Source organism: Cupriavidus sp. 05L411, from assembly GCF_056398045.1.
The window spans coordinates 257,377-271,610 of the sequence record NZ_JBFTOQ010000008.1; the positions used below are offsets into that span (position 1 = coordinate 257,377).

The 14,234-nt window shown below is 65.4% G+C and carries 10 protein-coding genes; 8 read left to right on the forward strand and 2 right to left on the reverse strand.

Features of this window, described 5'->3' with window-relative positions:
* Positions 1–95: 95 nt before the first annotated feature.
* Entirely contained in the window at positions 96–755 is a 660-nt protein-coding gene (locus AC1DQR_RS12485) for a response regulator (RefSeq protein ID WP_267604301.1), read from the reverse strand.
* A gap of 241 nt (positions 756–996) precedes the next feature.
* Here AC1DQR_RS12485 and purN point away from each other — a divergent pair, with 241 nt between their 5' ends.
* The 8 genes from purN to nadC all read left to right on the forward strand — a co-directional run bounded on the left by purN (position 997) and on the right by nadC (position 12,415).
* Positions 997–1,653 carry a phosphoribosylglycinamide formyltransferase gene (purN, locus tag AC1DQR_RS12490; RefSeq protein WP_416049615.1) on the forward strand — a complete coding sequence of 219 codons (657 nt, stop codon included), beginning with the start codon at positions 997–999 and terminating at the stop codon, positions 1,651–1,653.
* Positions 1,650–3,056 carry an RsmB/NOP family class I SAM-dependent RNA methyltransferase gene (locus AC1DQR_RS12495; RefSeq protein ID WP_416049614.1) on the forward strand — a complete coding sequence of 469 codons (1,407 nt, stop codon included), beginning with the start codon at positions 1,650–1,652 and terminating at the stop codon, positions 3,054–3,056. The genes purN and AC1DQR_RS12495 overlap by 4 nt, the downstream gene beginning before the upstream one ends.
* Positions 3,057–3,653: 597 nt before the next feature.
* The gene (locus AC1DQR_RS12500; protein WP_477133086.1) at positions 3,654–5,309 is read left to right on the forward strand and encodes an amino acid adenylation domain-containing protein; all 1,656 of its coding nucleotides are present in this window, start codon (positions 3,654–3,656) and stop codon (positions 5,307–5,309) included.
* Complete coding sequence (locus AC1DQR_RS12505; RefSeq protein ID WP_477133087.1) at positions 5,306–7,051, forward strand: alpha/beta hydrolase; 1,746 nt, start codon at positions 5,306–5,308, stop codon at positions 7,049–7,051. Before AC1DQR_RS12500 ends, AC1DQR_RS12505 begins: the two co-directional genes overlap by 4 nt.
* Before the next feature lie 156 nt (positions 7,052–7,207).
* Complete coding sequence (locus tag AC1DQR_RS12510; protein WP_477133088.1) at positions 7,208–8,611, forward strand: mechanosensitive ion channel family protein; 1,404 nt, start codon at positions 7,208–7,210, stop codon at positions 8,609–8,611.
* 399 nt (positions 8,612–9,010) lie between these two features.
* Entirely contained in the window at positions 9,011–10,201 is a 1,191-nt protein-coding gene (locus tag AC1DQR_RS12515; RefSeq protein ID WP_043349288.1) for a DesA family fatty acid desaturase, read from the forward strand.
* A gap of 169 nt (positions 10,202–10,370) precedes the next feature.
* Positions 10,371–11,522 carry a quinolinate synthase NadA gene (gene nadA, locus AC1DQR_RS12520; protein WP_174425546.1) on the forward strand — a complete coding sequence of 384 codons (1,152 nt, stop codon included), beginning with the start codon at positions 10,371–10,373 and terminating at the stop codon, positions 11,520–11,522.
* A complete protein-coding gene (nadC, locus tag AC1DQR_RS12525; protein WP_416049610.1) occupies positions 11,519–12,415 on the forward strand; it encodes a carboxylating nicotinate-nucleotide diphosphorylase in 897 nt (298 codons plus the stop codon). The genes nadA and nadC overlap by 4 nt, the downstream gene beginning before the upstream one ends.
* A 71-nt stretch (positions 12,416–12,486) precedes the next feature.
* Here nadC and nadB read toward each other — a convergent pair whose 3' ends face one another.
* Entirely contained in the window at positions 12,487–14,085 is a 1,599-nt protein-coding gene (gene nadB / locus AC1DQR_RS12530; RefSeq protein WP_183036764.1) for an L-aspartate oxidase, read from the reverse strand.
* Positions 14,086–14,234: the final 149 nt, after the last annotated feature.

The window sequence follows — 14,234 nt, forward strand, 5'->3', positions numbered from 1 at the left end:
GCGGCGAAGGCATAAAAAATGGGCCGGCGCATGACGCGCTGGCCCATTTTTTATTTGCCGCCTGCCCAGTGAGCAGCTGGCGTCGCCAGTGCGCTTTACTGGCGCAGGCGGAATCGCTCCATGCGCGACATGACCTGCATGCGGGTGCGCACGCCGAGCCGCTGCAGGATGGCCGAGACGTGTTCCTTGACGGTGTTTTCCGTCAGGCCGAGCCGCCGCGCGATAACCTTGTTGGGCAGCCCCTCCAGCACCAGCGCCAGGACCGAGCCCTGGCGCGGGGTCAGGCCCAGTTCCGCCGGCGTGACCGGAATGCCGTGCGCCGGCCCGAAGGATTGAGCACGGCCACTTAGCGCTTCGTCCGATGGGAAGGAGGTGTCGCCTGCCAGCACCTTGCGCACGGCGGCGGTGAATGCGTTGGCGTCCAGGTGCTTGCCGACGAAGCCGCAGGCGGCGAGCGCGCGCGCGCGGCCCACGATTTCAGGCGTGGCCTCGGCCGACATAAAAATAAAGCGAGCGGAAGGTACCAGTGTCTTGAGCGCCTGCATGGCGTCGAAGCCGGTACCATCGGTTAGCCAGATATCCAGCAGCACGATGTCAGGCCTGAGTCCTTGCTGCAAGGTATTCAACGCTTCTTTGGCGCTTCCGGCAGCATGGACGGCAACGTCGGGCATCACTTCCGCCAAAAACGCGGTAGTGCCAGACAAGGCCATAGGATGATCATCGACCACCAACAAGGTCGGTGCAGCGTTCGACATGCGATTTCCCGTCTAATTTCCCAGTTCGTCCTTGTTGTCACTTGAAGCCGTGTTAACGGACTGCGCGTGGACGATAGCAGCCACTCTAGCAGAGCGGGCGAGGCGTCACAATCCACCGGACGCGGGTTCACGTTGCGTATAGGCCATGCGAAATGGCGCTGCGGCGAGGGTTTCGCGTGTTTTAAGTGCCTAATGCGCTCGCTTTGGTCGTGTACTGGCCCCGGCTTGGTAGAATTGCGCGATGAAAAATATCGTTATCCTGATTTCCGGGCGAGGCTCCAACATGGAAGCCATCGTCAGCGCCTGCGCCGCCGAAGGCTGGCCGGCGCGCGTAGCGGCGGTCTTGTCCAACCGGCCAGACGCCGAAGGTCTGAAATTTGCCGCCGACCACGGCGTGGCTACCGGCGTGGTGGACCACACGTTATATGATGATCGCGCCACTTTTGACGCCGCGCTCGCCGCTGCCATCGACGCTTTCGCGCCGGACCTGGTGGTCCTGGCCGGTTTCATGCGCATCCTGACGCCGGGCTTCGTCGACAAGTACGCCGGGCGCATGCTGAATATCCATCCGTCGCTGCTGCCGTGCTTTCCGGGGCTGCATACGCACCGGCAAGCCATTGAGGCCGGCGTCAAGGTCCACGGCGCCAGCGTGCATTTCGTCACGCCCGAGCTCGATCACGGCCCGGTTATCGTCCAGGCCGCGCTTGACGTGCTGCCGGACGACACGCCCGAGAGCCTGGCCACGCGCCTGTTGCCGTGCGAACACGTTATCTACCCGCGCGCTGTGCGCTGGTTTGTCGAAGGCCGGCTGCAAGTGCATGCCGGCGTAGTCCGGGTCGAACCACCCGAATCCCAGCTGTTTACGGCCTTTGCTGCCGCTACGGAGGTGCAGTCATGAGCCGCAATACCGCAGGGGCCCGCCAGCCCGTCCGCAACAAGAACAAAGACCACAAGGGCACGCCCATCCGCCTGTCGCGCTCGCGCGATGCGAACGACGGCCAGGCCCCGCAGCAAGGCCGCGGGCCGCATGGCGGGCTGCATGCCGTCCATATCCAGCATATCGACCGCCTGCTGGGCAAGGTGCTGATGTTCACGCGCCCGTCCGACGTGGTGGTGAGCTACTACTTCCGCGAAAACCCCAAGCTGGGCCATCGCGAACGCGGCATCATCGCTGAAGCCGTGTTTGCCGTGCTGCGCCGGCGCGTGGAGTTTGCGCAGTTCGCCGCCAGCGGCACGGGTGCTTCGCAGCGCCGCCTGGCCCTGCTGGGCCTGGCCGCCACGCTGGGCCGCGACGTACTGACGCCGTTCTTGCTGCCGGAAGAGGGCGAATGGCTCGATCGCCTGACCACGATCGAGCGTTCCAGCCTGGCGCCGCGCGTGCGCGCCAACCTGCCCGAATGGCTGTTCGACCAGCTGGCCGCGCGCCACGACGAAGCCTTTGTCGAAGCGCTGGGCGATGCCTGGCTGCGCCCGGCGCCGCTGGACCTGCGCGCCAACCTGATCAAGACCACGCAGGAGGCCGCGCTGGCCGAACTGACCGCTGCGGGGCTGAAGGCCGAGTTGACGCCGATGGCGCCGTCCGGCATCCGCCTGGCCGGCAAGCCGGCGCTCAACCAGCTGCCGCTGTTCGTCAACGGCCTGGTCGAAGTGCAGGATGAAGGCAGCCAGCTGCTGTGCAACCTGGTCGCGCCCAAGCGCGGCGAGATGGTGGTCGATTTCTGCGCGGGCGCGGGCGGCAAGACGCTCGCCCTGGGCGCGCTGATGCGCTCCACCGGCCGCCTCTATGCATTCGACGTGTCCGAGAAGCGCCTGTCCAACCTCAAGCCGCGCCTGGCGCGCAGCGGGTTGTCCAACGTGCACCCTGTGCTGATCGACTCCGAGCACGACGCCAAGATCAAGCGCCTGGCCGGCAAGATCGACCGCGTGCTGGTGGATGCGCCTTGCAGCGGCCTGGGCACGCTGCGGCGCAATCCGGATCTGAAGTGGCGCCAGTCGCCGCAATCGGTGCTGGAGCTGACCGTCAAGCAGGCGGCCATTCTCGAATCCGCCGCGCGCCTGGTGAAGGTGGGCGGGCGCGTGGTCTACGCGACCTGCAGCGTGCTGGAGGCCGAGAACGAAGGCATCGTGCGCGGTTTCCTGGCCTCGCACCCGACCTTCCGCCTGGTGCCCGCCGCACAGGTGCTGGCCGAGCAGAAGATCACGGTGCCCGGCTTGCCGGAAGATGCCGAGATGCTGGCGCTTTACCCGCACCTGCACCAGACCGACGGCTTCTTCGCCGCCGTGCTGGAGCGTGTCAGCTAAAGCCGGATCCGCCAGGCCGCCGTGCAGGGGAAGCATCCCCGTGGTGCCGGCCGACTGGCGGCTTTTTCGCGCCGGGGCCGTTCGGCCCCAGCTGCCTCTCCCGTTCTCTCTTTCTTTTTCCATCCACGATCCCCTGCCGTCACGCAATGCGCCTGCGCCGCTCTGCCTGCACGCACGCCGCCAGTGTGTCCGGTGTGTGTCGATACGCAAGTCTTGATGGACTAAGCCTTCTGGGCGGCTCCTCATCCTTTGTGGCGCGCGTCGGCGCGGGGAACCCGGCCATGCATGCTGCCAGCGCGAGGCTGGCCGGCGCATACCCGCTCCCGGCTACGCGAAGGCGCCCATCATAGAGCGCAGTCCGCCTCCATTCGCACCCCCCATTCGCACGAATGGAAAAAGATCTTAAGTTCAATACATTTAAGGCGGTGCAACTTGTCTTGTTGGGCAATGCAGCCTAAGTTGGCAAGACAACGCGCGCCAGGCAAGTACAACGGCGCGCGACCGTGCCGGGTGGATCGGCGCCGGCACAACTTTCGGACGGGGTTTCAGAACGCGCCGGTCCCGCAATGGGGGCGGCGCGCTCGGTTGGGAGGCGGGATGTTGCATTCATTCTTCTTCGATATGGCTGCGCGGCAGCCCGGCGACCACGCCTTGTGGGTCGACGGACGCTTTTACACTTACGAGGAACTGCGCGCACGCGCGGGCCGCGTGAGTGCCGCGCTGGCGGCGTATGCAGGGGGCGGGAGCCGCAACTGCGTCCTGTTCGCGCACCGCAGCGTCTCAGCGTACGCCGGCCTGCTCGGCGTGCTTGCGGCGGGCATGGCCTATGTGCCGTTGCACCCCAGATTCCCGTCGGCACGCAACGCCGCCATCGTCGAGCGCTCGGGCGCGCGGGTGATGCTGGTCGATCGTGCATGCGCACCGCAGCTTGAGGCGTTGATGCCGTTGTTGCCCCCGGATTTGCACATCGTCATGCTGGATCCGGAGTCGCTGCCGTCAACCGGATGTCCGGGCGGCAGCGCGCGCTTCGCCCCGCTGCCGCCCGCGCCTTTCGTGCATGACCCGCCTGGCCAGCTTGCCGTCGTCTCGGGAGACGATCTTGCCTACCTGATCTTCACCTCCGGCACCAGCGGGCCGCCCAAGGGTGTGATGATCCCGCATGCCAGTGCCGTGGCTTATGTCAGCGCGCAGATGCAGCGCTTTCCAAGCGAGCCCGGCGCCCGCTTCAGCCAGTTCGCCGATCTCACCTTCGATTTCTCGGTGCATGACATGCACATCTGCTGGGCGAACGGGGGCTGCCTTTATGTGCCCGCGCTCCAAGATCCGCTTTACCTGTCCGGATTTATCCAGGAGCACAGGATTACCCATTGGGCCAGCGTGCCCTCCGTGCTGGCGCTGATGCAGCAGTTTCGCAAGCTCACGCCCTGCGCGTTTCCCAGCGTGCGGATGACCTTGATGGGGGGGGAGGCCTTGCCCAAGACGCTGGCGCGGGCGTGGTCGCGGGCGGCGCCGAACACGCGCATCGTCAATGGCTACGGACCCACCGAAGCGACGGTGATCATGCTCACCTTCGAGCTGACCGAGGCGTTTCTTGCCGATGCGTCGCGCCCTGCGGTGCCGCTCGGCCAGCCATATCCCGGCGTCGAGCTGATGGTCGTTGACGATGCGCTTGCACCGGTGTCGCCCGGCGCGCAGGGTGAACTGCTGATCGGCGGCGCGCAGCTTGCCAAGGGCTATCTCGGTGCCAACCCACTCGACGCGCAGCGCTTCTTTACTCGCGCCTATCCCGAACGGGCGTGCAGCCGTTGGTACCGCACCGGCGATGCCGTGGCCGAATCCCTCGACGGCTTGCTTTATCACGGGCGCATCGACATGCAGGTGAAGATTCGCGGCAACCGCGTGGAACTGCAGGAGATCGAGCAGGTGGTGCAGGCTGCCAGCGGCAGCGCGCAGTGCGCCGTGCTGGCGTGGCCACTGGATAACGCCGGCAAGCCGATGGGGCTGGTCGCCTTTGTGCAGGCATCGGGCGAAGCCTCGTCGGGCGAACTCGGTGCGCGCATGGCGCGGATCCAGCAGGCGTGCAGGCAGAGCCTGCCGGTCTACGCGCAGCCGGATCGCATCGTCTGCCTCGACGGCCTTCCCATGAACGTGAACGGCAAGATCGATCGCGGCCAGTTGCTGGCGCGCTGCGAGCGCCTGGCCATTGGTGCGGGGGGCGCACGGCAGGCGAGCCGCAAGGCGTTTGCGCCATGACGCCGCTGCATTTCGACGGATGTTTTGGCTGGTACCACCCGGCCCAGGGTCAGCGCGCGGTGCTGCTGTGCAATGCGATCGGGCATGAAGCCTTGTGGACGCATGCCGGCCTGGCGCGGCTGGCGGAGCGGCTCGCGGCCCAGGGCGTGCCCGTGCTCAGGTTCGACTATCCCGGCACCGGTGACTCTGCCGACCTCGAACATGCCGGCGCGCCGGGCGCGTCCTGTGTCGACGCCTGGCTTGCCGGGATCGATGCCGCCGGCGAGTTGCTCAGGCGCTTGTCCGGTGCTCAGGAACTCGTTCTGTTGGGCGTGCGCGGGGGCGCCTCGCTGGCGGCACTGGCCGCCGGGCGCAGCGTGGCCTGGCGGCGCGTCGACGCGCTGGCGCTGCTTGCGCCCGTGGCGAGCGGCAGGATGCTGGTGCGGGAGATGAAGATGATCGCGCAGACCTGGCGCTCGCTTGCTTGCCGCGCTGTGGAGGCGGGGCCGGCGCCTGGCGCTGGCCGGCAATCGGGCATGGACATCCTGGGCATCCATTTCACCGATGCCGCGATCCATGGTCTTGGTGGCATCGACCTGCTCAATGCGCCTTGCGCCCCCGCCCCGCAAATCCTGATCGCGGGCGGTGAGCCTCAGATGGCCCCGCTGGCGTGCCACTACGGCACGCTGGGCGCGCAGGTGCGGATGGTGCCTTTCCCTGGCCTGATCGACTGGTTGCAGGACCCGTTGCATGGCACGCCACCGGATGCGACCTTCGCGGAGGTGGCCGGCTGGATTGCCGAGCTGGGGCCAGCGGCACCAGTTGGCGAGCCAGCCCCGGGTGGCCGCGCGATGACGGCAGGGACGGCTTCGTGCCTGCGCGTCGGCGAGTGCGTGGAAACGCCGGTGCGCTTTGGCCAGGGCCTGTTCGGCATGCTGTGCGAGCCGCTCGGGCCGCGCATCGAGCGGCCGGCTGTGCTGATCAACAATTCCGGCGGCACGCATCACGTCGGTGCTGGCCGTTGCGGGGTCATGCTGGCGCGCCGGCTGGCGGCACGCGGTGTTGCCTCGTTTCGCATCGATGTGCGGGGCATCGGGGATGCTTCCGTTGGCGCGCAGGCCATCGCCGGGGTGCCGGCCGATCCGGAGGGGTACCGCGATGCCGTCGCCGCCTGCGACTGGCTGCTTGCCCACGGCCATCGCGAGGTGGTGGCCTTCGGCGTGAGCTATGGCGCCAATGTCAGCCTGCACGCCGCGGGCGCGCACCCGGGCCTGGTGGGCGCCGTGCTGGTCAACCTGCAGCGCTTGTTGCGCCGGGAGACCTTCACCCGGCCCCGGTGGCTGATCCATGGCCGCAGCGCACCTACGGCAGAAGAGGGGGCGCCCGGCATCAATGCGGCATCGGTCCTGCCCGAGCCTGCCGCGCACGAGCAGCGGGAGATCGAGGATTTGCTCCAGTCGCTCGACGCACGCGGCACGGCCCTGCGCCTGCTGTTCGGCCCGGACGATCCCGGGCCTTTCGAGCTGGCGCGGTTCTTCGGGCCGACGCTGGCCGGCCTCGCCGGCTTCTCGCAGTTGCAGATCGAGACCGTCGAAGGCCTGGACCACGGCATGCTGAACCCGCCCGGGCGGGCGCGGGTGATCGACTATTGCGTCGACCTGCTATGTGGCCCCTTGCATCCCGGGGCGGACCTGCGGGATCGGCTGCAACGCATTGCCGAGCCGTGGCATCGCCCGCCGGATTGCCGGCGAAGGTGCGGCTGACCGTGCTCGGCCTCGGCGTAGCGCCGCGCGGAGCAGGGCGGCTAGAATGGCTGACTTTTTGGCCGCGGGGCATGCAGTCACGTCATGCAGGGTCCCGCTTACCTTGCCAGGGACCGCCGATCCTGACCGGATGGACCCTGCCAGCCACGGCAGAGCATGAACCCCATTTCCCTGAACGAACTCCATGTTGCGCATCCGGCCTTTGGCAAGATGCTCGATGATCTGATCCGCGACGCGGGTGGCCCTGGCTTCATCTGGCAGTTGGCGGTGCTTGCCGCTTGCCTGGCGGTGGCCTGGCCATTGGCGAGGTTGATCGTCAAGCGCCTCAAAGCCCGCTACGCCGGATCCAGCTTCTCCCTGCGTTTCGCCGCCGCCAGCCTGGAACGCGCCATGTTCCCGCTGTTCGGCTGGCTGCTGGTGATGGGTGCGCGCTTCGGGCTGGAGCCGATGATGTCCATCAGCGTACTACGGCTTGCATTGGTACCTCTTTCCGGCATTACCTTCCTGTATTTCGCCTTCTACATCCTGCGTCGGGTAATGTCGGGCAATGGCCAGTTGCAGGGCATGCTGCTACTGGTCGAAAAAGTGCTGACGACCCTGGTTTGGGTGGCGATGGCGCTTTATGTGCTGGGTTTGCTGTGGGATGTGGTGCAATGGATGGACGACATTCGCTTTTCGCTGGGCGGCAAGCAGAAGATCAGCCTGGCGGATACGCTGGTGGCCATCGTCTGGATCCTGGTCACCGTGCTGGTGGCGATGTGGTTCGGCTCATGGCTGGAAGAGCGCCTGATGCGGTCGACCGGGCTGGACAGCAACCTGAAGGTGGTTCTGAGCCGGATTTCAAAGGCGCTGCTGCTGCTCGTGTCCCTGTTGCTGAGCCTGTCGCTGGTCGGCATCGACCTCACCGTGCTGTCTGTGTTCGGTGGCGCGCTGGGCGTTGGCCTGGGGCTGGGCTTGCAAAAGATCGCCAGCAACTACATCTCCGGATTCATCATCCTGCTGGACCGCTCGGTCAAGCTGGGCGACCAGATCACCGTCGACAAGTACACGGGGATCGTTTCGCAGATCCGGACGCGGTACACCGTGGTGCGCAACGGCGATGGCGAAACCCTGGTGCCGAACGAGCAACTGGTGGCGCAGGCGGTGCAGAACCATTCGTTCTCCAATACCCATGTGCGCGTGGCGACACGTGTACAGGCCGATTACGCAGCAGACCCCGAAATGGTGCTCGCCTTGCTCGTAGAGGCCGCCCAAGATATCCCGCGCCTGATGGCGCAGCCGGGTCCGTCGGCATTTCTGGTGTTGTTCGGCGACAATGGCATCGAATACGAGCTTGCGGGCTATATCGCCGATCCTCAGAATGGTAAGCTGGGCGTGCAATCGGCGATGAACCGGGCGATATGGCGGAAGTTCAGGGAGCATGGCATCTCGATCCCGTATCCGCAGCGAGAGGTACGGGTGCTGGGGAAAGTGGAATTCGACGGCCATGGTGGCCCCGTAAAAGAGGTGCAAGAGGCGCGTACCGATTTGCCGGGCGTCCCCAGTGGTTCGGCATCCTGAGCGTTCACGGGGCGTTTAGGCCACCTTATGGAACAATCCGTGTTGCTTAGCGTCAAACTGAGGGAAAAAGCGGATGTCCGTGCGATGCGGTTCCGGTAGAATCCAGGGTAGTTGCGGGTTCATTCGAAAAGCACGTTTCGTTCGGGTGAGTTTGTTCGACCTCCCGCCCCACACCAGACAGCCGCCAGATTGCAGCGGCTCGTGTCCAGTCCGCCGGCAGGCAGCAGTTTTGCCCATGGCGCCAGGCGCGCGTGCCTTGGGGGCTCCGGCGAATGCCGGGGTTTCAGGCAGGCGCCGTATGACGCAATCATTGAATTTGCAGTCCTTTTTCTGCACCTTGTTTGCGGCTCGCCCTGTCGTGCCGCACTGAATGCCCCTGTTTAATCGACGGAGAACAGTTTGTTCGACACTATTCTTGACTGGGCCGCTAATGGCCTCGCCAACTGGTCCTGGTGGGAGATTGTGATCTACACCCTCGTGGTGACGCACATCACCATCGCGGGCGTAACCATCTACCTGCACCGCTGCATGGCGCACCGGTCGCTGGACCTGCACCCTATCGTTTCGCATTTTTTCCGTGGCTGGCTGTGGCTGACCACTGGCATGGTCACCAAAGAGTGGACCGCCATTCACCGCAAGCACCACGCCAAGTGCGAGACCGAAGACGATCCCCACAGCCCGCAGACCCGCGGCATCCGCAAGGTGCTGCTGGAAGGCGCGGAGCTGTATCGTGCCGAGTCCAAGAACAAGGAAACCATCACCAAGTTCGGTCATGGCACGCCTGACGACTGGGTCGAGCGCAATGTCTACTCGCGCTTTGGCTGGCAAGGCGTTGGCCTGATGCTGATCATCGACGTCGCCCTGTTCGGCGTGATCGGCCTGAGCGTGTGGGCCGTGCAGATGCTGTGGATCCCGATCCACGCCGCCGGCATCATCAATGGCCTGGGCCACTGGTGGGGCTATCGCAATTACGATTGCGAGGACGCTTCGACCAATGTCTCGCCGTGGGGCATCATCATCGGCGGCGAAGAACTGCACAACAACCACCACACCTACCCGACGTCGGCCAAGTTCTCGATCAAGTGGTACGAGTTCGATATCGGCTGGGGCTACATCCGCGCCATGCAGGCTGTTGGCCTGGCCAAGGTCAAGAAGACCCCGCCGAAGGCGCGCCTGGTGGATGCCCGCCCGGTTGACCACAACACGCTGGAAGCCATCATTGCCAATCGCTATGACGTGATGGCGCGCTATGCCAAGGCGGTCAAGAGCGCCTACAAGCAGGAACTGGAAAAGCTGAAGGAAGCCCGCGTGGCCGAGTACAGCAGCTTCAAGCCGGCTCGCAAGTGGTTCCACCGCGAAGAAGCCAAGCTGGCCGATCCGCAGCGCCAGCAACTGGCCAGCATCGTGGAGCAGAACAAGTCGCTGCATACCTTCGTGGAAATGCGCCGCGAGCTGGCCGCGATCTGGGGCCGCTCCAACCTGACGCGCGAACAGCTGCTGGCGCAGCTGCAGGCCTGGTGCCACCGCGCCGAGGCCAGCGGCATCCAGGCACTGCACGATTTCTCGCTGCGCCTGCGCCGTTATGCCTGATGCGGGCTGATGCCCGAGCTGGCGTGGCCTGATACAATTTAGCTCGCCCAAAAGCCCCGCCTCTGGCGGGGCTTTTGTTTTCGCTAAACTCCCCCAATATCAGGGCCAGCAGCGACAAGCGGATACCAAGCGGAATTCCGAGGCACGCTGTCCAAGAGGAGTATCGGAGATGACCCCCCAAACGATCAAAGCCGTCGAGTTCGAAAAGCCGAACCTCTCGACGGAGTCCCCCGAGGGCGGCAGCTGTGTCGCCCACGCCTGGGCCAAAGTGCCTCCTGTGCTGTCGGCACAGGATCGCACGGCGCTCAAAGCGCGCATCAAGACCCTGCTGAAACAACGCAATGCGGTGCTTGTCGCGCACTATTACGTTGATTCCGACCTGCAGGACCTGGCCGAGGAAACCGGCGGCTGCGTGTCGGACTCGCTGGAGATGGCGCGCTTTGGCCGCGATCATCCGGCCAAGACGCTGGTGGTGGCGGGGGTCCGCTTCATGGGCGAGACCGCAAAGATCCTCAGCCCGGAAAAGACCGTGCTGATGCCCGATCTGGACGCGACCTGCTCGCTTGACCTGGGCTGCCCGTCCGACGAATTCGCCGCGTTCTGCGACGCGCATCCCGATCGCACGGTGGTGGTCTATGCCAACACCAGCGCTGCCGTGAAGGCGCGCGCCGACTGGATGGTGACTTCCAGCATTGGCCTGAAGATTGTCGAGCACCTGCACGCGCGCGGCGAGAAGATCCTGTGGGCCCCGGACAAGCACCTGGGCGGCTATATCCAGAAGCAGACCGGTGCGGACATGCTCTTGTGGCAGGGTTCCTGCCTGGTGCATGACGAGTTCAAGGGCATCGAGCTTGACCTGCTGCGCCGGGAGTTTCCGAATGCCAAGATCCTGGTGCATCCGGAGTCGCCGGCCAATGTGGTCGAGCAGGCCGATGTGGTGGGCTCGACTTCGCAGCTGATCGCGGCGGTAAAGGAGCTGGACGCGCGCGAGTTCATCGTCGCGACCGACAACGGCATCCTGCACAAGATGCGCCTGGCCGCGCCCGACAAGCATTTCATCGAAGCCCCCACTGCCGGCAACAGCGCGACCTGCAAAAGTTGTGCGCACTGCCCCTGGATGGCGATGAACGCACTGACCAATCTGGCCGAAGTGCTGGAGAACGGTCATAACGAAATCCATGTCGACGCGGACATCGGCCGCCAGGCCGTGACCTGCATCGACCGCATGCTCGACTTCGCCGCGCAGCAGAAGGCCAATGTGCGGCCCAAGGCCGACCTGGCGAGCGAGCAGGCCTTGTTCAAGGGAATCGGCCCGGCATGAGCAGCAATTCAAACGTGAATACCGTGAATTCGAGCCGCAACGCTATCTTCGACAGCTACGGCCCGGCGCTCGCCGGGGCGCTCCAGGCCAATGTCAGCGCAGCGATTGCCGAAGATGTCGGCAGCGGCGACCTGACCGGCATGCTGGTGCCCGCTGGCAAGCCGGCGCGGGCACGCGTAATCGTGCGCGAGCAAGCCGTGCTGTGCGGCCAGCCGTGGTTCGAGGCGTGCATGCGCGCGGTCGATCCCGCGTTGCAGGTCGTCTGGCAACAGGCCGAGGGTGCTCGCATGGTGCCGGACTCGGTGGTCTGCGAGATCACCGGCCCGGCCCGTTCGCTGCTGACCGCAGAGCGGCCGTCGCTGAATTTCCTGCAGTTGCTGTCCGGCGTGGCGACCGCTACGCGCCGCTATGCCGACCTGGTCGAAGGTACCCGGGCGCGCGTGCTTGATACCCGCAAGACGTTGCCGGGCCTGCGCCTGGCGCAGAAGTACGCGGTCAGGGTCGGTGGCGGCGACAACCAACGCTTGGCGCTATACGACGGCATCCTGATCAAGGAAAACCACATTGCCGCGGCCGGCAGCATCACCGCCGCCATGCGGGCAGCGGCCGCGCTGGATGCTGGTGTGTCGGTCCAGGTCGAGGTGGAAAACCTGGCCGAGCTGGAAGAGGCATTGGCGGCTGGCGCGAAATCGATCCTGATCGATAATTTTACCGAGGCGATGATGCGCGATGCCGTGCGTATCAATGCCGGGCGGGCCTTGCTGGAGGTCTCGGGCGGGGTCAGTGCAGACACGATCCGCGCTTTTGCAGAAACCGGCGTGGACCGGATCTCAGTGGGGGCGTTGACCAAGGATGTGCGCGCGACGGATTATTCGTTGCGGATCATCGAATAAGCGGGATTGGTCAGAGCATGAAAAAAGCGCGCCAAGGCGCGCTTTTTTCATGGCGAGACCCAGGCGCGGGCTTACTTCGCCCGTTCCCGCTTGAACACCGGCTGCATCACCGTGGGCAGCGCCTTCGGCAACGTCTCGGGATAGTCGCGGCTGAAGTGCAAGCCACGGCTTTCATGGCGCGAATATGCGCTATCCACGATCAACGAGGCGACTTCCACCAGGTTGCGCAGCTCCAGCAGGTCGCGCGTGACGCGGAAGTTGGCGTAGTACTCCGCGATCTCCTCGCGCAACAGGGTGATGCGGTGCTGGGCGCGCTCGAGCCGCTTGCTGGTGCGTACGATGCCCACGTAATTCCACATCATGCGGCGCAGTTCGTCCCAGTTGTGCGAGACCACGACTTCCTCGTCGGCATCCGCAACCCGGCTTTCATCCCACTGGGGCAGGGCGATGTCGGGCTGGCCGGCCTTGTCCTGTCCGGCGATGTCGAGGGCTGCCGCACGCCCGATCACCATGCATTCGAGCAGCGAATTGGAGGCCAGGCGGTTGGCGCCGTGCAGGCCCGTGCAGCCGGTCTCGCCCACGGCGTAGAGATTGGCCAGATCGGTGCGGCCCGCGGTGTCGGTGACCACGCCGCCGCAGGTATAGTGCGCCGCCGGTACCACCGGGATGGGCTCGCGGGCGATGTCGATACCAAGTTCCAGGCACCGTGCGTGAATGGTCGGGAAGTGCTCGCGCAGGAAGGATTCGGGCTGGTGGCTGATGTCCAGATGCACGTAGTCCAGGCCGCGCTTCTTCATCTCGAAATCGATCGCGCGCGCCACCACGTCGCGCGGCGCCAGTTCGGCGCGCTCGTCGTGCTCCGGCATGAAGCGGGTGCCGTCGGGCAGCTTCAGCAGGCCGCCTTCGCCGCGTACCGCTTCCGAAATCAGGAAAGACTTGGCGTAGGGGTGATACAGGCAGGTCGGGTGGAACTGGATGAACTCCATGTTCGACACCCGGCAGCCCGCGCGCCAGGCCATGGCGATGCCGTCGCCGGTGGCGGTGTCGGGGTTGGTGGTGTAGAGATAGACCTTGCCAGCGCCGCCTGTCGCCAGCACGGTGTGGGTGGCGGTAATGGTCTGCACTTCGCCACTGGCGTCGTCCAGCACGTAGAGGCCGTAACAGCGGTTGCCCGGCAGGCCAAGCTTGCGCGAAGTGATCAGGTCCACTGCGAAGTGGTCCTCGATGATCGTGATATTGGGATGCTGGCGCGCCTGCTCGCTCAACGTGGACACGACGGCATGGCCGGTAGCGTCCGCCGCGTGGATGATGCGCCGACGGCTATGGCCGCCTTCCCGCGTGAGGTGGTAGCCGAGTTCTGCCTGGTCATCGCGGGTGAACGGCACGCCGCGGTCGATCAGCCACTGGATTGCTTCGCGCCCGTGCTCGACGATATAGCGCGTGGCGCTGTCATCGCAAAGGCCGGCGCCTGCCACCAGGGTGTCCTGCGTGTGCTCATCGTGGCTGTCGCCTGAGTCCAGGACCGCGGCAATGCCGCCCTGGGCCCAGTCGCTGGCGCCTTGCGTCATGGCACGTTTGCAAATGATGACAACCCGATGGGTGTCGGCCAGTTGCAGCGCGACCGTCAGACCGGCCAGTCCGCTGCCGACAATGGCGACATCGAAGTTCATGGTGCGAGAGACGCGCGCGACGCGCGGTCGGGAGGCAGGAAAGCTGGAAAGTGTACACCGCCGGCGGGCTTGCGTGGGCAGGCAAGCCACGCGTGAGGCAGGGGGTTGGGAGGCGTTGGCTACGCAATGCGGCGCATGCTGCCCGAAAA